The following is a 24,886-nucleotide window of genomic DNA, read 5'->3' as shown; positions in this document are numbered from 1 at the left end:
CTCACACCAGAGGTGCGTGAGCCATCCGTCGATTTTAGATTTTAGATTTTAGATTTTAGATTTTAGATTTGACTCCACATCTGAGATTTTAGATTTTAGAAGCCAAGACAGGCTTCCCAGTCAATACAACCTGTTCGATAATGTCAGCGGCGCGCTTGACTCCGCCCGATCGCCCGATCGCCCTTTGTTTATACGACTCTTGGGTGAGGACTTTCCCAATTGCCGATCGGACTTTAGGAACGCTCAATTCCTTCAAAGACACCACTTCACCAACACCCGTATAAGCAATCCGCGCCGCCACTCCTGGCCCGTCATTCATCACTGGAATTGCTACCATTGGGACTGCATTGCTCAAAGATTCCAAAGTCGTATTCATCCCGGCGTGAGTAATCGTGAGAGCAGCTTTTTGCAACAGTTCTAATTGCGGTGCATAGCCAACAACTATCGGATTTCCCGGCAAGGGCGGCAAGGATTCTGGAGTCGCACCACCTCCCAGAGATATTACCAATTGCGCGTCTAATCCTTCACAAGCAGAGGCGATCGTTTGAAAAAATTCCGGCAAGCGATTTATAATTGTTCCCATTGAGGCATAAATCAACGGTTTGCCGGTTAATTGTTCAAAGGGAAAAGGCAATGGTTTGCGCGTGGCTGGGTTGTGATAAGGGCCGGTGAAATGGAAATGCGGGGGTAAATTTTGCCTGGGAAAGTCAAATTCAGCGGGTTGTTGGCTGATTTGAGCGAGTTTAGAGTAATGATCGTTTTGGTTAGAGTACAGAGGTAATTTCCACTCTTTGCGAGATTCGGCGATCGTCTCTCGAATCGGTTTGGTAAGCAAATTGAGTAACTGATAGCCGATTTGGTTGCGTAAGCGCCCTTTCCAAGTTGGACTGTATTGCCAAGTAGTAACAATTGGAGGAATGTTTGGTTCTCGATTCAACATTAACCCACTGCATACAGTTACAAAAGGAAGGTTGAGAATATCTGCAACCGTTCCTCCTTCCACTGAATATTGGTCTACAAGCAAAGCTTCTACACCTGCTTTTTTAAGAGCGCCTGGAGCCTGTTTGAGAACAACACCCGAAGTTTTTGGAACCGTTTTAAGATTATATTGCAAGGCAGCCAGTCCCCTGAGTTTTCCCATTTCGGTTAAGATTTTTGCACTGGTGCCGAGGGGAAATTCATCTTCAGCTAATGACTGGAATTCTAAGCCGCTGGCTAGAGTTTTTGCTTGAGCATCAAGGAAGTTAAATACAGTGACTCGATGGCCTCTGCGAAGCAGTTCGTTGGCCAAAGGTATCATGGTGTTGAGGTGGCCAGTGGCTGCTGGACAGAGAATGCCGAAGTGGGTCATGAGTAAAGGCTCCGTGTGAATTTAACCTTTTTTAGCATTTAATGGGCGGTATGAGTGGTTTGTGTTGGGCGTTGGGGAGTTGGGGCGATCGCTTGGAGAAACTCAGGAATGGGACGCAGGCTTTAGTCATTGCAAGAGAGTGTTACCAGTATATAGTTGTATGCGATCTGCGATACCTAGCCAAAAGTTCAGGTAATCTTCTCAACTAAAGGTGAGTTAAAACTCAGTTGTTTTTATAGGTTCAAAACTCTACTTTGAGCTAGCTACTTTAGCCAGGAAATTTTCTAAACTAAATTTACGCATAGGTCAGCCATAGCCTAGCTGTAAAAAATCCCCAAGGAGTAACTTCCATGTCGAGTGAAAGCATCATAAAAAAAGCAACATCTCCACCGGAAAACTCAACCGATCGAGAATTGAGCGACTTGGATATCGAAGCGATCGCAGGCGGCTGTTCCGATCTGGCAGATCGCGCTCGGGCTGCCGGTATCCCTGTTATCACAACCAATTCACCAGGACCGGATATTGGTGTGGTGTCTATGGATTTAATAGAAGCAGCGACGCGCGCTTTCAAACGGCCAAACTGAGACGATTGTAACTGGAAACGATTCGGTAGAACTTGTCTGACAAATCAGCAAACGATAGAGATTGGAGGAAAATAAAATGGCGGCAATCCAAGAAGTATTAGAGCGTGTCTGGAGTGACGAACAGCTCAAAAATAACCTGTTTAACAATCCCAAGGATGTTCTGGCAGAGTTGGGAATGAAACTTCCCGATTCAGTGGCGGTGGAAGTTCACGAAAATAGTTCCAATTTGATGAACTACGTTCTGCCCAACTTTGATGAAATTCCCGCAGGAGTGGATCTAGAAAAGGTAGATCCTGTAGCGGGTAAAATCATGAAAAAGGCTTTGACTGAAGAAGCTTTTAAGACTCAGTTGCTTGCAGATCCTAAGAGTGCGATCGCCTCAGCAGCCGATATTCAACTGCCTGATTCTCTGGATATCCGAGTTTACGAAGATACTCCCACCCTCAAGCACTTAGTTGTGCCTGCCAACCCTGCCGATGCTGAATTGAATGATTTGGAATTGGAGGCGATCGCAGGCGGGGGCACCAAACAAAAGGACGCTAAGCTAGCATGTGCCGTAAGTAGTATGGTTCCTGTAATCGGGCCATTCGCAGCAGTGGCTTCTGCTGTGGCGGAAGATACTCTTGAAGGTCAGTAACCTCTGAATTTAGTGACAAATGTAGGTTGGGTTGAGTTCACGAAACCCAACCTACGCATCTTTCTCCGATCTTAATGATTGGTATTAATTACTAATTACTAATTAACAATTTATTATGACTGATTTAACGCTTTCACAAACTGTTCGCAAAATTTTCGAGAAAGCTTTATCGCCGGATGAGTGGACAGCTTTTCCCGATGCAGCATCATCCGGCGCTCATGCGAAACCTGAAGCTGAAAAGTTATTAGCACAGTGGAAAAAACTGATTTCCCTCAAAACTAATGATGCTGCGGCATTTGACAAACGGTTGCAAAACTTGGGGTTAGATCGCGAGAGTGCGATCTATTATCTTGCCTCCCGCTGCTTGCCCGAAAATGCGAGTTTGCCTTCTTGGGCTAAACTGCTCAGCGAAGTTTTAATCTCCAGTAATTTTGCCCAACCTGTAGTAACTGTAGAACAGTTGCAAGATTGGACGGATGAGGAAATTGATGCCTATAAACAAACTCTCAAGCCCACCCCCGTTTTTCCTGAATTTCTTCATCCTTTTATCTCGGTTGTCCTGCGCCAAATTAACGTCGCGATGCCTAATTCAACAGAAATCTTTTCAGATAATGCTTGGAAACAAATAGCTCGATATTTGCTGTTAAGACTTTCTAAAATAGCCGCCCGCGTTGTAGCTTACGAAGTCAAACAGCGGCGCTTTCGAGGTCAATTAATTGGCCTCACATCCCAGGACCGATATCAGTATTTTGTTCGCCATATTTTAGGCACGCCAGAGGGTTTGTCCGAGTTATTTCTTCAGTATCCCGTACTGGCGCGGCTGCTGGCAGTTTGCTCGGAGCAAACCGTGGAGGTTGCGGTCGAATTGCTGCAACGCTTACAGCAGGATTTGAATGAATTCAAGGCAACATTTCAACCCAATTCTCATCTCGGTTTGGCGACTTCAATGCTGATGGGAATGTCCGATTTACATCAAGGATCGCGCAGTGTTTGCATCATTAAATTTGATTCGGGTTTGAAGCTGGTTTACAAGCCCCGCAGTTTCGAGATTGATAGCGCTTTTAACAGCCTAATTGACTGGCTGAATCAAACAGGAAAAACACCGGAATTGCGACCAACACGCATCTTGCTCCGGGCTGGTTACGGTTGGAGCGAGTTTATTTCAACCGCAGATTGTACTGCAAAAGAACAGATAGGAAAATTTTACCAGCGTCAAGGAGTTTATGCCGCGATCGCCTACTTTTTATGCGGCACAGACTTTCACTGGGAAAACTTTATCCCCGCTGGTGAATTTCCAGTACCTATTGACTTAGAAGCAATTCTGGCAACTAGCATACACGAGGTACCGGAGGAGTTTAAGCAACTGCCTAAATATTTATATCCGTTGGGTATCTGTAGTGTATTATCTAGCAGTATGTCATTTTTTTGGCGCGCTGGTAATTACGATCGAATTTTGTTTTGCGGCACCGGCATCAACGGCTGCGGCGATCGCCCTTGGCACACCGGAATCACAGTTTGGCAAGGAATCGGAACTGATGAACTAAAACTAACTCGCCAGTCCCTCAATTTTTCTTTTAATAAGAATCTGCCGCGATTGCAGGGTGATAAAATACCTGTAAATGACTATATCGATGAGGTGAGCCAAGGATTTTCTGCTGCTTATCGGACTCTCATGCAGCATCGAGAAGAGTTGCTCGCTGATCGAGGGATTTTAGCAGCATTCCAGACTGCGACTACCCGCTCTGTGCTGCGCGATACCAACGATTATGCTAATACTCTGTTTTGGAGTTTGAAACCAGATCATTTAACATCAGGTGCGGCTTATGATGTTGCCCTTGAGTTGCTTTATAGAGAAATATCAGTCGGCAACAGCATCCCTTTTCCCAAACTATTGGATGAAGAAAAGCGCTGTTGCTGGCAGCAAAATATCCCCAGTTACTACAGTTCGCCTTTATCGCATTCCATCTACTCCAGCAGCGGAGCTTCCTACGAAGTAGCGATTAATCAAACCAGTTTTGAGCAAATGCAGCAGCGCTTGAACGAAGCCTCAGAAGAAGATTTGATTTGGCAGTCAGAATTATTGCGAGTTTCCTTAGAAATGTCTGTGTACCCTAGCGATAAGCAAGTACAGGAAAAACAAATCGGCAGCCCGACAGTTGATAATAGTCAATTGTCCTTATTAAGCCTTAAGTCATCTGCAGTAAGCGAACAGTGGCTTTTGGTAAGCGGGTGGTCAAATTTCAGCGAAAAAAACACCCAAGACGGGCAAGTGACGACTTACGATCCGCGACCGGCAATTGATACCGAGGGGGAATCTAATAAACGAACCGCAAAAGCACAGAATCTGCAAATAAAGGAAGGTTTTGAGCAAGTGATTTGGTATGAGAACCAGTCAGTAAAAGAACGCCTGCTTAAAGGAGCGATCGCGATTGGGGACGCGCTAGAAAAGTTAGCCATGAATCACCCTTGGGGGAACAGTTGGCTCTGTTTTTCTAGGGTTTCTCAAACTTCTACAGTAGTTGCTCCTATACATCCGTTTCCCTGGAATTCAATGGGTGCGGCGGGAACCAGTATTTTTCTGGCTAATCTCGCTTGTCAGACAAAAGATGAGCGTTACGAAAAACTGGCGCGAGGTGCATTGAAATTTACGGCTTCTGTACTCCAACATTTTATCGACAAGGGATTGGGGGATGAAATTCCTATTTCTGGATATAACGGCATTTGTTTATTCATTTATGCTTTGACAGAATGCGGACGGTGTTTAGATGACGAAAGTTTATGCGATCGCGCGCTGGATTGGGCTTTAAAATTAACCCCAGAGCGGCTGCGTCAGGAGAAAAACCCGGATGTTTTAAGCGGTGCGGCAGGAGCTTTGTTAGCTTTGCTGCATCTATACAAACTGCGTCCAGATTCCCGGTTAATTGAACGGGCGATAGCGCTCGGCGAAAGTATTCTCAACTGCCAGGAAAAAGCAGAAAGCGATCGGGGATGGCGGGTGCCAAATTTTGAGCGGTCGCTGTTAGGAATGGGACACGGTGCGGCGGGAATTGCCTGCGCGCTGCTGCGTCTTTATGCCTTAACCGGAAACGAGCAATTTCGCATCTCTGCTGAGTCAGGTTTAGCCTATGAACGATCGCATTTTTGCCACCAAACAAAAGACTGGCCAAATCTTCAGAAATCACCGGGCAAACTTCAGTTTATGACAGGTTGGTGCGCCGGGGCACCGGGCATTGGTTTAGCCAGACTCGGTATTCTAGGAATTCTGGGCGACGAGTCAGAAATTAGAGATGAGATTGAATTCGCGATCGCTGCTGCACAGCGACATTTAGGCAAATACCAGCATCACCTGTGCTGCGGCGAAGCAGGTCGAATTGCTTTTTTGTGCGCTGCTGCACAGCGTTTAGAACGGCCCGAATTGTTCCCAGCAGCTATTAGCGCCGGTCTCAACATGATTGATTTCTACCAACAAGTCGGTTACTGGCGACTGCAAGAGTTTTCTGAGCGAAATATTATTCCCGGTCTGCTAGACGGAGTTTCTGGAATTGGTTTAACGCTGTTAGGGCTGGTTTCACCAGAATCTACTTCTCAAATAATGCTTTTGGACTAAGACAATGAATGAGAAAATTAACAGTTTCAGCGTACTTACAGAGCAAGAAGCTCAAAAAGTTCGTTCTACAGTCTGCGAACTAAAAGAGTTTTGGATCGAACGAAATCCCGATATGCCCTTTTATACCTTGGGGGCCGCCAGTTACATTGATGCCGCCAAAGATCGGCAAGATTACTGCTGTATGGCCAAAAATTATAACGCGATATTGCGCGATCGCTTGGGTTGGCTTTACGAACGGTTAGCCGACAAGCTGGCGCAATTCCTGAAAGCACCTGTAAGCTACCGACACGAGTTAGCACTGCCGGGGTTTCACGTCTACCTAGCCTGTAAATTGTTTGAGCGAGCGATCGCCTCAATTCACTGCGACTCCCAGTACAATCTGGTCAATTGGGAATCTCCAGACGAGACTGATTTCAATAATCCAATCTCTTTCACTCTAGCAATTTCGCTGCCAAAATTCGGTGGAGGTTTGAATGTGTGGAATTTGCATTATCCGGAAATCATTCAAATTAGTGACGCAGATTTTGTCCAGCTTGTCAAGTCGAGAATCAAAAGCTATTATCCCTACCAAATAGGTCAGATAATCTTGCATTCCGGCCATACCGTCCATCAGATTGCACCCGCAAAAAATATCCAACCAGATGATGAGAGAATCACCCTTCAAGGGCACGCACTTTTCAGTCAGGGCCGCTGGCAAATTTATTGGTAATTAGCTCAATTAGCTAGTGCTGGATGCCATAAAAAATCTGTCAGCTATTTTTATTAATCACTTTTCCTAGAGAAGTAGGCAATTGTATTGGGAGGATTTGAATATGCTTGCATTGAATCGCATCGATAATCATTTAACAGGATTTGCTTATCAAGCATTTACCTTTCCGCGATTTCGCTACCGCTTGCAAGTCTTAAAACCAGAAGGCTCTACTGTTGCGATCGCGGCTTCTGATGCAAACGAGCCAGTGGGTTTAGCCTTAGCTGACATTTTACCCGACGGTAAAGCTGCGGAGGTACTATCTATTTTTGTGGAGAAGAAATACCGGAATCGACGAGTTGGTACATCTCTGCTTGCCCGTTTGGAGGAAGAGTTATTATCGCGAGGTTGCGCGAGCGTTAATTTAGTTTATACAACAGGACAGCCAACAACATTAGCTTTAGAAAATCTGCTGCAAAAGTGCAATTGGACACCTCCCCAGCCTCGGATGATTGTGTGTAAATCGACAACAGATAAAATCGCAAATGCACCTTGGATGCAGAAAGCAACGCTACCGGCTGCATACCAAATCTTTCCGTGGGTTGAAATTACGGCGGAGGAACGTATTTTTATTGAACAGCAGCAAGCCGCAGAACCTTGGATTCCACCGCAGTTGATTCCTTTTGAAAACGAGGAAAATTTTGAACCTTTAAACAGTGTAGGTTTGCGTTACCGAGGACAAGTAGTAGGATGGGTAATCACCCATCGAATTGCACCCGACACGATCCGCTACACTTGCAGTTTTGTCAGACAAGACCTGCAAAAAATGGGTCGGATTATTCCCCTCTACGTTCGAGCCATTAAAATTCAAGAAAAAGCAGGGATTCCCAAAGGGATTTGGACAGTTCCGTTCGTCTATACCTCAATGGTTAGTTTCGTCAAAAAACGCATGGCACCTTACATGATTTCTATTGATGAAAGCAGGGGTTCTTTTAAATCATTAGGAGATGGGGGGACGAATGTCTTCCTTGAATGAATGACGGGTTTGATATCGTTTCCGGTTGCACCGGAATGATACCGAGGACACGGCAGTGCCGTGTCCCTACCCAGATTAATTGTAGGGACACGGCACTGCCGTGTCCTGACTCTGGGTAATATTAATTCCGATGCTACCGGAGTTGATATGACAGGCTAGTCGGAGAAATTTTTCTATGTTACAAGCACTATACCTCATGCAGCAAGCGCCGGATCTGGGTAACACTACAATATTTAGCGTTGGCTTAGTTATCGCCTGCTTGCTATTGCTAATTTTGTTGTGGTTGCCGGATTTACTAACAAAAGAATAAGCAGTTAGCCAACGAGCAATGTACGGTATGTAACGGATGTAACTGAGATGTTGCACAATTTTTAATAAGGCTTTTAAGAACGGGCAAGATGCCCGTTACACAAGAAATTTACTCTTTGTGGAACGGGCATCTTGCCCGTTCTTGATAATGGTTTTACGTTGAATCCCTACTCAATCTGCCGCGCCACCAATCGAGCAAACAATCCCCCCTGTTTTACCAATTCCTCAAAGGAACCAAATTCTACCAAACGGCCTGCTTCAATTACATAAATGCGATCGGCATTGCGAATCGTACTCAGGCGGTGGGCGATGACAACTCGCGTCACATTCAACTTATCCAAACTCTCAGTAACGATCGCCTGCGTGCGGTTGTCCAAAGCACTCGTAGCTTCATCCATCAAAATCACCTTTGGTTTGACAACCATCGCGCGCGCAATTAACAATCTCTGCCGCTGTCCTCCCGAAAGATTCGTGCCACCCTCGCTGACAACCGTGTGCATTCCCATCGGCATTTGTTCGATATCGGCGGCTAAACCGGCCATTTGCGCGGCTTCCCAAGCTTCCTGCTGCGTTACCATCGCCCCGCAGGTAATATTGTCAAACATCGAACCAGCATTAATTCTGCCGTTTTGCAGCACTACTCCTAACTGCCGCCGCACAGCTTGAACGTCGAGGCCTGCTAAATCTTGATTGTCGTAATAAACAGTGCCGCTTTGTGCTATTTCAAATCCCAATAACAGCCGAAATAATGTTGATTTGCCACTACCAGACGGCCCGACGATCGCGATAAATTCCCCCGGTTGAATATTGATGCTAACATCATCTAAAATTGGGGGGCCGTCCTCACGGTAGCGGAAAGTTGCGCGATCGATCGTAATTTGACCTTTCAAGCGGCCGGGATCGGCTTTTGTCGGGTCAGATTCCGGGATGCCCTGGACGATCGGTTTGGCTCGCTCCCACAGCGGTACAATTCCTAAAATATCAGTTAGAGTATTGCTCAAATCGGTGACGCCGGAAAGAAAGGTTCCGAAAGCGGAATTAAAAGCGAGAAACGTCCCCATATTCAGTCCGTCACCTCCTGTTTGAGGAGTTTGCATAAACACAATTGCAAACCAAAACATCAGAATAGAACTGACTAACGGCAGCGCTTCGTTAAATACAGAAACGCTGTCGTCAATTCGTTTAATTCCTGTTCTTAGTTTAATTTGTTGGCTGTATTTTTTCGCCCAAGCTGCAAAGGCTCGCCCTTCGGCGGCCGCTACCCGCAACTTTGATACTCCGTTAATTAGTTCTACTGTCAGCCCGTTAATGTCGCCTTCACCTGTTTCCATCTGCCGCTCTTTTGGGATTAAGAGCAAGCTCGATGTGACTGTTACTATAACCGCGATCAAAGTTAAACCAATTCCGACTAAAGCCAGTGGCAGGCTGTAAACAAACATCAGCCCCAAATTCAGCAGGGAAAATATCGCGCTCAAAAGTGTCCGCTGCGTCGCGCCGCTGAGTTGGGCGCGAATTTGATTAACTGCTAATAAACGAGTTAGCAAGTCGCCAGAAGAATAGCTGCGAAAAAACGCCGGTTTTAATCTCAGCATTCGATCCCAAACTGCAGGCTGGAGAGTGCCGCTGGCAGCATTTTCGATCCGCAGCGTCAGAATTGTTTGGGCGATGCTAAATACAGCCCGTCCGATCGCCGCAACTAACAATACCAGCCCTAACTGCCACAGTAACAAACGATCGCTGTCAGGAATAGCATCATTGACCAAAATCGAGGTGGCTTGCGGCGTCACCATCCCCAGCAGCGTTCCCAATATCCCCAGCCCAAAAGCAACGATCATGTCTTTTTCGTAGCCCTTCGTCCCGAACCGAAACAGTTCCACAGCGTTGCGAAGTAAAAGCGGCAGGGGTCGGTAAAACATTTGAGTTTCTGGCGACAACTCTTGGGCTACTGCTTTCGTTACCCGTTGGCGGCTGCGATCGATCGGATCGAACAAAGTATAGCGAGATCCCTTACCGGGCAGCAAAGCTACAGGACGGTTGTCGCACTTTGTATAAGCTAACAGCGGGCCGCAGTTTTGCCGCCACCAATCTCCTGCCAGCAACACGCGGCGGGTGCGAAATTGGGACGATCGCGCGATCGCCTCCATCGGATCTTTAACTCGACTCAAGTCTTCGGAACCCGCCGGGGGATTGACTGTTATCCCTTGTGCCTTACCTACAGCCCCAGCAGCGATTAACAGCGGCGTTCCTTCCTCAGACACCTCAGTTTTCCGGGGATGCAGCACCTCGGTTAACTCTCCCAAAGCTGTCTGAGTCACTTGGCGGTTTAGCTGTTCGCGTTCCTGAAACCGGCGGAATTCCTCTGCTTTTTGCTGGGAAACCAGCAAGTTCAAGCAGCAGCAAAAATACTCGTGCAGCAAAGCTAAACTCGGGCGCAGCCAGTCGGCATTTTCCACCTCTGCTGTTGAGAAAATTTGCACCTCAACTTCCCCGGATGCCACCAGTAGCATATTCCCAGCCAGGGGAAACGCTGGGGAAGCGGAATTTAACTTCAATTCCCCGACACTCGCATCGCCCGACGAGACGCGCACCCAGACAACAGTTCCCGGCGGCGATCGCAGCATTTGACCTTTTTGCAGCGATATCTGCTGCGAGGCTGCTAAAACAATAGTTTCTGGGGCAACTTTTTCCTCCGGGGCGTGAAGCGGATCTATCCCGTAGGGAATCACTCGTTCTCCCAAATGCTGTATCCACCCTTCCACAAGCGATCGCGTTTTGCCGTCACCAGCAGCAACTAAAGCGGCACAATCTGCGATCGCGATCGGTTCCAGTTCCGTTTCGGCGATCGCGATCGCCAGAAGTCCCCAACCTGGTTTTAAATTTTCTCCCCCCCCTTCTGCTTCTCCCCCCCTTAGCAAGGGGGGGCTGGGGGGGGTAGCAGCGCCGAACAAAGCCTCGCGGGAACTGACGCTGAACAGATAATAGCGGTTTCCCGCAGGCTTCTCACTTTGTATCTTTGCTGCAAAAACTGCGATCGCGCCCGATCGAACAATCCATACCCGATGCGGGTCATTCAGCAGCAGCGGTTCATTTCCTTTAATTCGGTGCAGTTTCTTAACAGGATTTAGATCGAGCATAGCTAGTAATTTGTGATTAGTAATATCAAGTCGGGTTAATCTCAAAATCTGGCACCATTCTCAATAAGTCTTTCATGGGCGGGCAGGATGCCCACCCCACAAGAAAACTCATTTGTGGAACAGGCGGCATCTTGCCTGTTCTGGCTCTCCTGCTCATTTGTGGAACAGGCATCTTGCCTGTTATTGAGAATGATGAAATGAGGTTAATTGCTGCTATTTATTGTTCGTTCCCAACCAAAAGAGCATAAGCTCCTCCCAACTTTTGCAACTCCTCATGAGTGCCTCTCTGAACAACTTTTCCCCCTGCAAGCATAATAATTTCATCGCAATCTCGAATCGTACTCAAGCGGTGAGCAACCACAATACAAGAAGTACCGCGACGCCTCAAATTGCGATCGATAATTAACTCACTTTCAGCATCCAGAGCACTCGTTGCTTCATCCAACACCAACACCGCCGGATTCCTCACTAATGCCCTGGCAATTTCCAAACGTTGCCGCTGTCCGCCGCTCATATTTGTCCCCCCTTCATTGAGTTGAGCATCGTATCCTCCGGGCATATTCAAAATAAGTTCGTGAATTGCCGCATCAATGCACGCTTGCACTAAATCTGCTTCCGGTACTGTCGGGTCCCAAAGCGTGAGATTTTCCCGAACAGTGCCGGCAAATAGAAATATCTCTTGTTCGACCATTGCCAGCGAATTCGCTAGGATAGAACGGGGAATCAAATTGCGGGGAACCCCGTCAAATAAAATGTCGCCATTCATTGGTTCGTAAAGCCCGGTCACAAGTTTGGCAATAGTAGATTTTCCAGAACCGCTGCCCCCGACTAACGCTACGCGCTGACCCGGTTTTACGGTTAAGTTCAAGTTTTCAATTAGCGGCGCTTCCAAACGGCTGTAGCCAAAACTGACACCGCGCAATTCAATCCAGCCCTGCAAATGAAAAGAATCTGGTGCAAGGGCGGCGGGGCTGTTTCCACTATTAAAAGAATCGCGGTCTGCTTCTGGATCTACAGGGTTTTGCAGAACGTCATCAAGTCGGCTTAAATCTGCTTCTAATTCTTGCAGAGTGCTGCCAAAATTGACTAGATTGTTGACTGGTCGCAGGAATTGTTGAGTGAGACTTTGATAGGCAATTAACATCCCGATACTCAAACCGCCGTTCATCACCCGCAAGCCTCCAACAACTAAGATAGCAGTTGCAGCTAATGCTGTTAAAAATGCTGGTAATATTGACAATATTTGAGTGGGCAAAGCCAATTCTTGCTGGGCGTTGCTCATTTTGGCATAGTAGCCGGCAAACTTAGAAAATAAATCGAATTCTAAACCGCTAGCTTTGACAGTTTCAATAGATTGAATGCCTGCAATTGCAGCACCGCCCACCTTACCTGTTTCCTGAGCTAATCTGGTGTTAGCATCGACGCGGCTGCGGGATAAAGATTGCAGTGCCAAAAAGTTTAAGGCTGCAAAAACAGCAGCAACACTGGTCAATACCCAGTCGTACATCACCATAATTATTGCATAGAAAACCATCATCACCGCGTCGATCGCAGTTGCAGCAAGTTTCCCCGATAAAATTTCAGCAACCTTGTCATTAACTTGGCAGCGGCTGCTAATTTCACCTGCAAACCGCTGGGCATAAAATCCCACAGGCAAGCGCAAAGTATGCCAGAGAAACTGTCCCGACATCGAAATCGCAAGCTTGTTTGCCAGCCGCCGCAAATAGAAAAGCCGCATCCGCGCTAGCAGCCCTTGGACGGCCGCCGCAAACAGCATTCCCAATATTAAAGGTCGCAGCCACTCGTGACGGTTTTCGACGAGAATTTCATCTACAAAAATTTGGGTAAAGGCCGCGCCAGCCAAACGGGGAACAGTCAGTAATAAACCAGCAATTAAACAAAATGCGATCGCCCAGCGAGAACTTTGCAATCGCGAATCTAAAGCACGGGCAATACTCGGTTTTTTCCCACCCTTTTTAAACTCTGGCCCCGGCTCAAAAGTCAAAACAACGCCAGTGTAAGCAGACTTAAATTCTTCTAGAGAAACAGTCCTCGGGCCCGATGCGGGGTCGTTGAGGTAAACGCGCTTTTTCTTGATCCCCTCAACCACCAAAAAGTGATTGAAATTCCAAAAAACAATAAAAGGCGGCGGTACAGTTTTCAATTCTTCGACAGTTTTTTTAAACCCTCTAGCATCTAAGCCGTAAATTCGGGCTGCTTTAAGGATATTAGAAGCTTTACTGCCATCGCGAGAAACGCCGCACTCGCTCCGCAATTGGGCTAAAGGTACCGGGTGTTCCCAGTAATTCAAAATAATTCCTAAAGCAGCAGCACCGCATTCTACTGCTTCCATTTGTAGCAGTGTGGGAGTGCGAACGCGCCTTAATTTGCGCGGCGTAAAAAACTTGTCAATCCAGGGAATTTTCATCTGTTATAAGGCTAAAATCCATAATAAACTTTGCTTGTAGTCGAGTCTAGATCCCCCTAAATCCCCCTTAAGAAGGGGGACTTTGACTGCTCTTGTCCCCCCCTTATTAAGGGGGGTTAGGGGGGATCGAGACTTCGATATAAACAAGAGAAACGGTCGGTGTAACGTATTTGTTGTCAGCAATTATCTCTCCCTGGGGACGAAAAAAAACTGACTAATAACGGTTAGTAAACGCCAGTCAAAGACCTAAAAATAGGAATCACGTAAGAAATCGGCGCTAACTGCCCGATTTGAACCCGAACTAGCGCCGTAGTACCGGGGGAAATTTTGAGAGGAGGCCCGTTGGAGGAAGACCATTTGTAACCGCTGATAGTGTTCGGATCTTGTTGCAATTCCACAAAGATTTGCACGGGAGCACCGCCGCCAGCGATGTTTTTCGCGATGCTGTCAGCCAAATTTTCATTGCCGATAATTGACGACATATCTTGATTAGTAACCGGAAAAGGAGAAACTTGGGTTACTTTGCCGACAATGCCGCCGTAGCGTTCCCGCTTGACGACGCTAGGGGTAACTTGTACAGTCATTCCCGGTTTAATTTGCTTGCCGTCTCTGTCAGCAAAATAAACAAGACTGACCATTTTTTCGCGAGCATTTTGAGATTCAACTGTCCCGATCCTTGTACCGATGTTCAGCATTTGACCTGCAACGGCGCTAACTTCTAAAACGCGGCCGTCGTATTGGCTGGTAATTTTGCTGTCGGTCGTCAACTGATTCTGCAAGTGGGCAATCTTGCGTTTAACTTCCTGAATTTGATTCGTTTGGGCGATCGACTTTTCTAAGTCTTGTTGAGCGAGTTTGACCGCTTGGGTTTCCATGTCTTTAATCTTAGTTTTGATTTCGTCAATTTTGTTCAGGTTTTGCAGGTACTCCCGTTCTGTGTTACTTTTCTGAACTTTAAGTTCTTGGAGATTGTTTTTAATTTCGTTAAGGCGGTTGAGATTTTGCAGGTACTCTCGTTCGGTATTGGTAGCCTCAACCTTGAGTTGCTGCCTGCTGTTTTTGAGGTCGTCAATTTTATTGAGATTTTGCAGGAATTCGCGATCGCTATTCGTTTTCTGAACGTCGAGTTCCTTTAACTGCGTTTCAATATCCGCCAGTTGCATCTGAGAGTCCGCGAATTCCTGTCTCGCTTGCAGCATTACATCCTCGCTGATCGCCCTCTCTTGTTCGTAAAGAACGCGGCGAGTTTCAAACCGCTGCTGTAAAGTTTCTACCAAAGAAGTGATGTGCTGTTTTCGCTGCAAAAGACTGTCCCGTTTTTTGGCGATCGCGACCAGAGTTTGCTGCCGCAATATCGGTGCAACTTGTTCCCGCCGCAAACTTTCTTCCAAACTTTGGCGTTTTTCTGCTAAGGCTGTCATAGTTTGCTGTCGCAGTACCGGCGCAATTTGTTCTCGGCGCAAACTTTCTTCCAAACTTTGGCGTTTTTGCTCTAATGCAGCCATACTTTGCTGGTGCAATATCGGTGCAACTGACTCCCTATTCAAGCTTTCTTGAAGGTCTTTTTGCTGCTGTTCGAGGGTTTTTAATTCCAGCGCAATTTGCTGTTTTTGCAGCTTATTAGTATCTTGCTTTTGCCCTTGCAGTTCAGCTAATTTCGCTTTTTCTTGCTCTAACTGCTGCTTGAGGTCGAGTTTATCAATTCTACCGATTTCTTGACCCCGTTTAACAACATCTCCGGGCTTGATATTTAGCTTTACTAATTGACCGGAACTAGCAGCTTGAAATTGCACGACTCGGCGGGGCAGAAGCAACACGCCTTGACCGGAAACAGTCAGCGGAATTCGCCCGATCGCACTCCAAACCCCAGCAGCAGCAACTAAACAGCCAATTGCAGTTAGCGGCAGCCACGATCGAGGGCTAACCACCTGCATCATTTGGTCTAGGCGTTCCGGTGAAGATAAGCGATCGATCGCTTCAGTAGTGAAAAGTTTGTTTTGTTTTACCTGCATCAGCTATTCCTTTCGAGAGTGCGATCGCGCTGTAAGCAGGGGTGTATTTGAACGGGAAATTCCTTGCAAGTCAATTGAGGCACAAACAATTTCCCAACAAACGTTCAAAGCTTCCGTGCAATTACTTGAATGTTCTCACTCCTGTTTGCAGCTTGCCTGTAAAATCACTGTACGACAATTAACTCCGGCAACACCCTAACCAGGAGTAGAGTTTTCAGCTAATAAAAAGACCAGGTTACAGCCAGCTTTCAGACGGGGGAATGACCCGAACTTTCGGCTAGGTATCGCCCGCAACTACAAGCTGTACAACCTTCGATCGCCCCGAGTACATCGATCGAATTAAAAGTTCAGCCTTCGAGAAGCTATATCGATCGCATCATCATTCTCAAAAAAATAGCAATTATCTGACTTGAACTCAGATAATTGCGCTTTTTTAATTCCCCAACAGGGCAAACCCATCAGGACGATGATTCTTGTGAAAGTTCAAACTGCGAAATCCGCGCTTTAAACAAACTGACCCGTTCCGGTCGATCGCACGCGGCGAATCCCAATCACCGACGGCATCGGCGATCGACGCCTGTCATTCTCAATATTACTAGGCCACAAACTGCCGCGAGAAACAGTGCGAGTCTGATTAAAAACAGCACCGTTCAAATCCAACATTTCAATTTGCCGACTCAGTACAGTACCGTCATCGATCGGGCAATCTTCCCCCGGATGCTGCACCGAAAGCAACAGCGTATCTCCCACAAAAGTCGGCCCCGTCATTTCGCACCGATTCGGACCGTAAGCAAACGGAATTACTGTTCCTGCATTCGGCCCGGAAGTCGGAATATAAAACAGCCAATTGTTGCCGAAAACTCCAGTAAAATCTGACACATTGCCCGTCTTTTTATGGTCGATCGCCGTTGGCTTTCCAGCCGCACCGACATCAAAACCGTTATGCGTGCTAGTAGACATATCAGTGACGGCCCAAATGTTACCTTGAGCGTCAAAATCCAAATTGTCTGCACTAGCAAATCCTGACCCAGCTACCGAACCAGCTTCTCCACCTTGAGCCAAACGCTGCCAGCGGAACGTCAAACCCGCACCGTCGGGACTGTCTTCAATTATTTTGTAAAGTCCTCCCGACTGCTGAGTGCTGTTGATTGCGCTACCGTATTTAGCAACAGTAAAAATGCGAGAATCCGGATAACCGTCGCTTCCCGGTGCGCCGTCAGTATAAGCAATAAAAACTTCCTTAGTAGTAGGATTTATTTCCAAATCTTCCGGCCGCGCCGTCGGAGTGCCACCAATCAAATTAGCAGCTAAGAAAGCATCAACTAAAACCGCACCTTGGCTGCTGTAAAAATTAGCAATAGTTTTATTGCTGTAGCCAGGAAGTGCTGTTGCTTCATTGGTTGTATCCATCACAAAAGAACCGCCGTCCTCGGTTTGACTAGCAATTCCGGCGCGTTTGGGCAAGCGAGTATTTGCATCTCTTTGAGCTTTGCCAAAACTTGCTAATTCCGCTTCGCCAACTTTAGAAGGACGCACCGGATTCGTCGGGCTATTTATAGTTAATGGCAGCCATCTTCCAGTACCGTTGCGGTTGTATTGGGCAACGTATAAAGTGCCGTCTTCAAACAAGCGGCTGTTGTTTTTATCTGCGGGATTGGTGACAGTACCGCTGCTGACAAATTTCCAGGTGTGTCCGCCGCGCCGATCGTCCCCCATGTACACTACTAATCTGCGGCCTGCTGCGGCGCGAATCGCGACGTTTTCATGGCGGAAACGGCCTAAAGCCGTGTGTTTGCGGGGGCGGAAACTCGGATCTTGAGGATCGACTTCTACCATCCAGCCGTATTTTTCGCCGACTAAGCCGAATTCTTCACCCGTAGTGCCCTTGGGGTAGCCGGTTTGACCGCCGTTGGGTTTGACGTTTTCCTGAACTCCCACGAAGAATAGTTCGCTACCTTGGAAGTTTTCTTCGGCGGAGAGGATTGTGCCCCAAGGGGTTGTGCCGCCGGAACAGTTGTAGGCTGTACCGATGATGCGGTTTCCGAGTCCGTCGCTGTTGACTTGCGCGAAGACTTGGGTAGCTGCTGGGCCCGTGCCCGTGAGGTACTCGTTATCCCCTTGTCTGGTTCCCCAGGAGGTGACATCTTTGTATTTGTCGGCACGCTGGCTGTTGATTCCGAGGCCGGAAAGTCCGTGAATGCGTCGGTTGAGTGGATCGCGGGCGATCGCCCCAAAGCGTCCGTTGGCTTGTTTGGTGATGCGGACGATCGAACCGCCGAGATTGTACAGAAATTCGCCGAAGCTATCGCGATTTTTTACGGATAAGTCTTTACCGAGTACGGCGCGATCAGTTGCTGGAAATGATGCCACATCTGCAGGCGCTTCCGGTGCCACTTTCGACATCGGGAAGGATACGTACTCGTGGTTAACCCAGAGATAGCCGTCGTCACTGCTGCCGCGAAGGGGTAGGAAGGCGGTGTAGTCGCAGTTGTAGCCGAAATAGTCGGTTGGATTGGGAAAAACTCCATCGCCCCAGCGGAGAATCACGTAGCGTTCGTATTCCGGCGGCACAACCACATCGTCAACAACGCTGTAACTCGTTAATTTAGTATCCTGGGAGGCAGCCATCACGGTTCCCTGTCCGTTTAAGCCCGTCGGCATAAAGCTGGGCAGTTCTCGATAAATCGGCAGCGGGTGGGGAAGTCTTAACGGAGTGAAAGATAGCGGCCCTATAACAGATTCCGCCGAGGTGGAATTGATGCCGAAGAGTGTTTGAGTTAGTTGAGGGGCAAGCACAGTGGTAGCTGCACTGCTGCCGAAGAAAATTAACAGTTGTCGGCGAGTTATTTTAGACATAAATTCCTGTTCAGCCCAACTTCCCTAATCAGATGATTCCGTATGAAACTCTATCACTGTTAAATTAAGGGGAGTTAATATGAAGGTTAATTAAAGTGGAATTATATTTGGGTTAATAATTGGTTATTGGTTGTTTGTTGTTTGTTATTTGTTGTTTGCTACCAATTCCCGATGCCCGATGCCCGATTTCAATCATCTCGAAAACCCGGATCGTTTTCTCGGGATGTCGATCGACTGGGCGCAGGTACATCGATCGCTTGCGAAGACCCAGAATTTGCGGGAAAAATATTGCCGTCTCTGAATCCCAGCAGCAATTGAGCATCGGCAAAATATCTAGTCCACTGTTCAATTCTCGCATCTTTCTGCCAGTCGTGGCGGGATACTCTCGATCGCAAAACCGGAACTCTTTGTCGGCGGCGATCGGCTGTAATGATGACTGTAACTTCTGTTAATGCCTGATTTTCTTGAAACGATCGGGCGATCGACTCTTTCGCTAAATCTTCCGCCTGCTGCACTAAACTCGCAAAAGATTGACTGCCGTCCGCATCTAGGGTAAGGTAGCGCTCTTTTGTTTCAGCCAAACCTATCGATATACTTGCTGCTAAACTGATAATTGCTAGAATGACGGCTGACAATAAGCGTAGGTACAAATTCATTATTTTTGAAACTAAATACTAACACTTGTCAATGATAGTTAATAAAATTTAACATCATGTTAATATTTGATTAAAATAATGTTTTGTGTCACCATATTTCCCTAAAAAAGTGTCCTGTAGGATCAATTTACCACCCAAAATTAGGCTTTTAGGGGCGGGTTTTACTCGAAATATTTGTCGGTAGTAAAGGATATCGATCAACCCGCCCCCGCGTTACTCTTCTTCCCTCTTCCTTCTTCCTTCTATCCGTTACATCCGTTACATCCGTTACACAATCCGTTGCCGAACCTTCTTCTTTATGAAACTAACAAAATGTGCGATCGCGCTTGGTAGCAACTTAGGCGACTCCCTCGCCACACTCAAAAGCGCGATCGCCACCCTCAACAACACCCCAGGAATAGCAGTAAAATCTCATTCAAGCTGGTATCAAACCGTCGCCGTCGGGCCGCCGCAACCCGATTACATCAACGCCTGTGCCATCCTCGAAGTTGCACTAAAACCCGAACAATTGCTAGCAACTTTATTAGAAATTGAAATAAAATTTAATCGAATTCGCCGAGAAAAATGGGGGCCGAGAACCCTAGACCTAGATTTGCTGCTGTACGACAATTTAATCTTAGAAACTCCGACACTGACTCTACCTCATCCCCGGATGACCGAAAGAGCTTTTGTATTAGTACCTTTAGCAGAAATTGCCCCGGATTGGGTGCATCCGGTGACGCAAAGTGCGATCGGCCAACTCCTGCAAACCGCAGACTGTTCCGGAGTGCAAAAATTGCCCTTGTAAAAATTGAGCAAAATTCACGGCTCTTACCAGTTTAAAAAAAATGCAACCGTAGGTAAGCTCCACACTGTGATAGTTATCAGTCATTCCCAATCTAAAATCTAAAATCTAAAATCTAAAATCGTATGAGATCGCCTATGATGTCTTAAATCGGTGCACTCAAACATTATTCGCTTGTCGCTTATGTCGATCGGTCAAGAACTACCCCAACTCCTCAAACAGCGCCTATTTTACCAAGGGCGCAAATTTAACTTTGACGTAGCTACCCTCCGTCTTCCCAACGGTTCCGAAGGCGAGTGGGAATGTATTCGCCACCCGGGCGGAGCACTTGCAGTTCCCGTCACACCCGAAGGTAAACTCGTCTTGGTGCGACAATACCGCTTCGCCGCCAAAGGGCGAATTTTAGAATTTCCCGCTGGTACGGTAGAAATCAATGAAAATCCCGCCGAAACTATCAAACGCGAAATCGAAGAAGAAACCGGATATCGCGCCGGAAAATGGCAGAGATTAGGGCAATTTTTTCTCGCCCCCGGTTATTCCGACGAAATCATTTATGCTTTCTTAGCGCAAGATTTGCAAAAACTGGAACAGCCGCCAGCACAAGACGAAGATGAAGACATTGAAACAGTTCTCTTCACTCCCGAAGAATTAGAAAAAGCTATCTTAGCTGGCGAACCAATTGACGCGAAATCAATTTCTAGCTTTTTCTTGGCGCGTCCATTTTTGACTTAAATAGGACTGACGAAAAAAACCCGGTTTCTTATAATCGTGCATCAAACCGATAAATCTTAACTTAGAAACCGGGTTTTTGACCCCGCGTGTGTCCGGGACTGTAAAATCTAAAATCTAAAATCTAAAATCTAAAATCGAATGTCCGATCTAATTTTATTTTGGCACCGCCGCGACTTGCGTATTTCTGACAACATCGGACTGGCAGCAGCGCGCCAGCAAAGCCCGAAAGTAGTCGGAATTTTTTGTCTCGATCGCAATATCCTAAATCGCGATGACGTAGCGCCAGCAAGAGTCACATACATGATCGGCTGCTTGCAAAAACTTCAGCAGCGTTACAGGGAAGCAGGCAGCCAATTGCTGATCATTCAAGATGACCCAATCCTAGGAATACCGAAATTAGCAACAGCTATAAATGCTCAAGCAGTATTTTGGAACTGGGATGTAGAACCCTACGCAAAACAGCGCGATCTGTCCGTATCAAACGCCCTCCAACAAGCAGGAATTAAAGTTCAAAATTTCTGGGATCAACTCCTGCACGCCCCAGATGAAATTCGCAGCGGTACAGGGACTCCCTACACAGTTTATACACCATTTTGGAAAAAATGGAATAGTAAACCCAAAGCCCAACCCGTAGAGACACTGCCGATAACTTATCTGGAATTAATGACCGGATTAACGGCAGAAGAACGAGAAATCGCCAATCAAGCAGGTGCAATGGAAACAGTGCCAACTGCCTCTAGTTTGGGATTTATTTGGGAAAATCCATTAGTAATAGAACCCGGAGAAGATGCAGCGCAACAAAAATTAGAAGAATTTTGCGATCGGGCAATTTACGAATATCAAGAACAGCGCAATTTCCCAGCAACTAACGGCACATCCCAACTCAGCGCCGCCCTCAAATTTGGTGCAATAGGCATCCGCACTGTTTGGCAAGCTACCCAGATAGTAATGGAAACTTGCCGCAGCGAAGAAGCGTGCACAAGCATCCGCACTTGGCAACAGGAAATAGCGTGGCGGGAATTTTACCAACACGCCATGTATAACTTCCCAGAATTAGCAGACGGCCCCTACCGTCAAGCATTCAAAGACTTTCCTTGGGAAAACGATGAAAAGCTCTTTCAAGCTTGGTGTAGAGGCAAAACTGGCTATCCTATTATTGACGCGGCAATGCGGCAATTAAATCAGACAGGTTGGATGCACAATCGCTGCCGCATGATAGTCGCCAGTTTCCTCACCAAAGACTTAATTATTAACTGGCAGTGGGGCGAAAAATACTTCATGCAAAAATTGATAGATGGCGACCTTTCTGCTAACAACGGCGGCTGGCAGTGGAGCGCATCGAGCGGCATGGACCCGAAGCCTTTGCGAATATTCAATCCCGCCAGTCAAGCTCAAAAATTCGACCCAGAAGGGGAATATATTCGGCACTGGGTTCCAGAATTGCGCCGGGTTGATACTAAATTTTTGCTAACAGGAAATATTTCGCCTTTAGAACGCCGACTTCTTCCTTATCCCTCTCCAATCGTAGACCACAACGAGCAGCAGCGCAAGTTTAAGGAACTGTACAAGCAGCAAAAATTGTAAATATATAGCACTTAGGCAGAAACCGGGTTTTTTACGCAAATCCTGCATTTTAGCCTTTAATACAGGTGAAAAACCCGGTTTGTTAACGTAATTGTGTCATTTGAGGTTGACGACATTAATATATGATATATTGTTGGTATTAAACACTTTATTCAGATACCAGACTTATTCAAAAACTAGGATATCTAACTGACACATTGATTCTCAGAGAAAAAGAAAATTTTTTATGATTCAAACCACAATCAAATCGATAATAACATTTGAAGAATTTTTAGAATGGTATCCAGATGGAAAAGGACGTTTCGAGCTACGCAATGGAGTAATAGTTGAGATGAACCCAAATGGCGAGCATGAGGAAGTTACAGGTTTTCTCATCCGAAAAATTAACGTAGAAATTGACCGTTTAAATCTTCCTTATGTAACACCCTCAACTTATTTTGTCAGACCTCCAGAAACGACCACGGGCTACCAGCCCGATCTCATAGTCTTAGACAAAACAGCCTTAATTTCAGAGCCACTCTGGAAAAAATCATCAGTTATTTCTCAGGGTAGCTCTGTCAAGCTTGTTGTCGAAGTAGTTAGCACTAACTGGCAAGATGATTACCTGGTAAAAGTGGCTGAGTATGAAATATTGGGTATCCCGGAATACTGGGTTGTTGACTATGCTGCTTTGGGTGGCAGGCGGTTCATCGGTAATCCCAAACAACCTACTGTCTCGGTTTACCAGTTGGTTGATGGGGAGTACCAGGTTAGCCAGTTCCGAGAGGGCCATACGATTATTTCGTCTGCATTCCCGGAACTTAATCTGACTGTTGAGCAGGTTTTTAGCTCTATAACTTAAATAAATCGGAGATTCAAATGGTAACGCTGCAATTAAGACAAATCATTGTACCACCTGGACATAGAGTGCTGTTAGATGATGTCAAGTGGCAGGAATTTGAAGCAATTTTAGAAGAGTTGGGAGAACACCGTGGCTCTAGAATAGCTTACAGTCAAGGAACTTTGGAGATTAGGATGCCACTACCAGAACATGAATTCAATAAGGAAATCATTGGCGATATGGTGAAAATCTTACTCGAAGAACTTGAAATTGATCGAGAATGTTTTGGTTCGACGACTTTTAAGCGAAAAAGTATGTTACAAGGAATTGAACCTGACAACTGCTTTTACATTCAGAATTACGCTCTAATGATTGGCAAAAAGCGGATCGACTTAACTGTCGATCCGCCGCCTGACTTAGCAATTGAAGTCGATTTAACTTCCAAAACTCAACTGGACGCTTACGAAGCTCTGGGAGTACCGGAAATATGGCGCTATGAAAATAAGAAGCTTCTGATTAATGTGCTTCAAGATGGGAAATATGTTGAATCGGAAATTAGTCCGATTTTTCCCAATCTGCCAATTATTGAAGCTATTTCTCAATATTGCGAACAAAGCCAAACAGTGGGGACGAGTCAAACTCTCAGATTATTTCGCAAGTGGGTTAAAGACCAAATAAAAAATTGATATGAAATCCCTATTCCCCGCACTTGCTGTCAGAACTCCGGCTTATTTACGATCGCAAAAAAGCCATTTTCTCACAGCCAGCCTCCTAATTCCGTTGTATTTTTAATTTCGCTTTTGGGAAATAGAGAGAGAGTAAGGGTGTTGACCTTGAGATCGATCGCCCACAAAAATAACATAAGTCCCCTTGTCCCCATAACCGGAAAATTCTACATTCCCCGCAGCAGCATTCGCCGGCAGCACGCAGAAACGCCCCCTCGGCCCCTGAATCATCAAACTTGGAGCTCCAGCGGTTTGTACTGCAATCCGCCAGTAAGGCAAATCCTGCGTTACTTCGATAACGTGGTTGGGTGCTTGGGAGACAAAACCGCAGTCGCCGCTATTGTTCGGGCCGCCGGAAACTCCAGAAACTCCCAGCGGTTCGGGAAATCCCGGAGCAATTTGTAGCGGTTGGCTCCGAAGGGCACCGGCATCCGCTAAAATCATTGCCAAGGCTACGGTCACGATCGGGCTAAACCACAGTTTGCCGCGATCGCCCGGATAATGGATCTTCATGTTTCCTCACACAATGACATTTGGTTCTAGTTCTTTGACGGTAGGGGATAACGGCTGTTCCAAACACATTAATCTAAAATAACTTCGGAATTTTTTTATGAATCCTCAAAATAACTTCAATTGGCAGCAAGCGTTCGGAGAACTAAAAGCTAAAGTAGAACGATCGCCACTCATCACACAAAATTCAGACAGCTATCAAGCCGTCGGAACCTTCTACAATCAATTACTGGACAAGTTTCAAAGACTCCCCAAACCGGGGCAGGTGGCAGCCTTTGCCGTCGGAGCGATAATTGTCCTGACAGTCTTTAATAGTGTCGTACAGCTAATTTCAGCGCTGATGACTCTTGCCGTTCTCGGAGTGCTAATCTACATAGCGTATAAATTGGCAATTTCCCCCCAGTCCTCAAATACTAACGACAAATAATAGGAA

General features: G+C 46.5%; 19 protein-coding genes. 12 read left to right on the top strand and 7 right to left on the bottom strand.

What is annotated here, in order from left to right:
- Window positions 1-88: 88 nt before the first annotated feature.
- Entirely contained in the window at window positions 89-1,351 is a 1,263-nt protein-coding gene (locus QUB30_RS20850; RefSeq protein WP_333337030.1) for a glycosyltransferase, read from the bottom strand.
- Window positions 1,352-1,701: 350 nt separating this feature from the next.
- Between QUB30_RS20850 and QUB30_RS20845 the strand changes: the two genes are divergently transcribed.
- The 6 genes from QUB30_RS20845 to QUB30_RS20820 all read left to right on the top strand — a co-directional run bounded on the left by QUB30_RS20845 (window position 1,702) and on the right by QUB30_RS20820 (window position 8,213).
- Window positions 1,702-1,935 (top strand): hypothetical protein, encoded by a 234-nt coding sequence (locus tag QUB30_RS20845; RefSeq protein ID WP_333337028.1) that lies wholly within the window; start codon window positions 1,702-1,704, stop codon window positions 1,933-1,935.
- A gap of 76 nt (window positions 1,936-2,011) precedes the next feature.
- Window positions 2,012-2,572, top strand: coding sequence for an NHLP leader peptide family RiPP precursor (locus QUB30_RS20840; protein WP_333337025.1), 561 nt, complete (start codon window positions 2,012-2,014; stop codon window positions 2,570-2,572).
- Between the two features lie 115 nt (window positions 2,573-2,687).
- Window positions 2,688-6,179: a type 2 lanthipeptide synthetase LanM gene (locus QUB30_RS20835; RefSeq protein ID WP_333337023.1), complete on the top strand. Its 3,492-nt coding sequence runs from the start codon at window positions 2,688-2,690 to the stop codon at window positions 6,177-6,179.
- 4 nt (window positions 6,180-6,183) lie between these two features.
- On the top strand, window positions 6,184-6,888 hold the full coding sequence (locus QUB30_RS20830) for a hypothetical protein (RefSeq protein ID WP_333337021.1): 705 nt from the start codon (window positions 6,184-6,186) through the stop codon (window positions 6,886-6,888).
- Between the two features lie 103 nt (window positions 6,889-6,991).
- Complete coding sequence (locus QUB30_RS20825; RefSeq protein WP_333337019.1) at window positions 6,992-7,903, top strand: GNAT family N-acetyltransferase; 912 nt, start codon at window positions 6,992-6,994, stop codon at window positions 7,901-7,903.
- 175 nt (window positions 7,904-8,078) lie between these two features.
- Window positions 8,079-8,213 (top strand): hypothetical protein, encoded by a 135-nt coding sequence (locus tag QUB30_RS20820; protein WP_333337017.1) that lies wholly within the window; start codon window positions 8,079-8,081, stop codon window positions 8,211-8,213.
- Window positions 8,214-8,379: 166 nt separating this feature from the next.
- Here QUB30_RS20820 and QUB30_RS20815 read toward each other — a convergent pair whose 3' ends face one another.
- The 5 genes from QUB30_RS20815 to QUB30_RS20795 form a co-directional block, all read right to left on the bottom strand.
- Window positions 8,380-11,346, bottom strand: coding sequence for an NHLP bacteriocin export ABC transporter permease/ATPase subunit (locus tag QUB30_RS20815; protein WP_333337015.1), 2,967 nt, complete (start codon window positions 11,344-11,346; stop codon window positions 8,380-8,382).
- A 217-nt stretch (window positions 11,347-11,563) separates the two neighbouring features.
- Window positions 11,564-13,774 (bottom strand): NHLP family bacteriocin export ABC transporter peptidase/permease/ATPase subunit, encoded by a 2,211-nt coding sequence (locus QUB30_RS20810; RefSeq protein ID WP_333337013.1) that lies wholly within the window; start codon window positions 13,772-13,774, stop codon window positions 11,564-11,566.
- Window positions 13,775-13,998: 224 nt separating this feature from the next.
- Window positions 13,999-15,786 (bottom strand): NHLP bacteriocin system secretion protein, encoded by a 1,788-nt coding sequence (locus QUB30_RS20805; protein ID WP_333337011.1) that lies wholly within the window; start codon window positions 15,784-15,786, stop codon window positions 13,999-14,001.
- Window positions 15,787-16,290: 504 nt separating this feature from the next.
- Entirely contained in the window at window positions 16,291-18,642 is a 2,352-nt protein-coding gene (locus tag QUB30_RS20800) for a PhoX family phosphatase (RefSeq protein ID WP_333337009.1), read from the bottom strand.
- A gap of 188 nt (window positions 18,643-18,830) precedes the next feature.
- The gene (locus tag QUB30_RS20795) at window positions 18,831-19,298 is read right to left on the bottom strand and encodes a hypothetical protein (RefSeq protein WP_333337007.1); all 468 of its coding nucleotides are present in this window, start codon (window positions 19,296-19,298) and stop codon (window positions 18,831-18,833) included.
- Between the two features lie 298 nt (window positions 19,299-19,596).
- Between QUB30_RS20795 and folK the strand changes: the two genes are divergently transcribed.
- The 5 genes from folK (at window position 19,597) to QUB30_RS20770 (ending at window position 23,904) form a co-directional block, all read left to right on the top strand.
- On the top strand, window positions 19,597-20,085 hold the full coding sequence (folK, locus tag QUB30_RS20790) for a 2-amino-4-hydroxy-6-hydroxymethyldihydropteridine diphosphokinase (protein ID WP_333337005.1): 489 nt from the start codon (window positions 19,597-19,599) through the stop codon (window positions 20,083-20,085).
- Window positions 20,086-20,265: 180 nt separating this feature from the next.
- The gene (locus QUB30_RS20785) at window positions 20,266-20,814 is read left to right on the top strand and encodes an NUDIX hydrolase (RefSeq protein ID WP_333337086.1); all 549 of its coding nucleotides are present in this window, start codon (window positions 20,266-20,268) and stop codon (window positions 20,812-20,814) included.
- A gap of 138 nt (window positions 20,815-20,952) precedes the next feature.
- Window positions 20,953-22,398, top strand: coding sequence for an FAD-binding domain-containing protein (locus tag QUB30_RS20780; protein ID WP_333337003.1), 1,446 nt, complete (start codon window positions 20,953-20,955; stop codon window positions 22,396-22,398).
- Window positions 22,399-22,624: 226 nt separating this feature from the next.
- A complete protein-coding gene (locus QUB30_RS20775; RefSeq protein ID WP_333337001.1) occupies window positions 22,625-23,239 on the top strand; it encodes a Uma2 family endonuclease in 615 nt (204 codons plus the stop codon).
- Between the two features lie 17 nt (window positions 23,240-23,256).
- Entirely contained in the window at window positions 23,257-23,904 is a 648-nt protein-coding gene (locus QUB30_RS20770) for a Uma2 family endonuclease (protein ID WP_333336999.1), read from the top strand.
- A 102-nt stretch (window positions 23,905-24,006) separates the two neighbouring features.
- On the opposite strand, the gene QUB30_RS20765 is transcribed toward QUB30_RS20770, so the two are convergent.
- Window positions 24,007-24,456, bottom strand: a complete 450-nt coding sequence (locus QUB30_RS20765) for a hypothetical protein (protein WP_333336997.1) — start codon at window positions 24,454-24,456, stop codon at window positions 24,007-24,009.
- Between the two features lie 97 nt (window positions 24,457-24,553).
- Between QUB30_RS20765 and QUB30_RS20760 the strand changes: the two genes are divergently transcribed.
- Window positions 24,554-24,880, top strand: a complete 327-nt coding sequence (locus QUB30_RS20760; RefSeq protein ID WP_333077325.1) for a hypothetical protein — start codon at window positions 24,554-24,556, stop codon at window positions 24,878-24,880.
- The last annotated feature ends 6 nt before the right edge of the window (window positions 24,881-24,886 follow it).

Origin of the sequence: Microcoleus sp. BROC3 (assembly GCF_036702515.1) — a bacterium.
Taxonomy (GTDB): domain Bacteria; phylum Cyanobacteriota; class Cyanobacteriia; order Cyanobacteriales; family Microcoleaceae; genus Microcoleus.
Note: the sequence above shows the minus strand (reverse complement) of the source record. Positions and strands in the feature narration are given on the sequence as shown.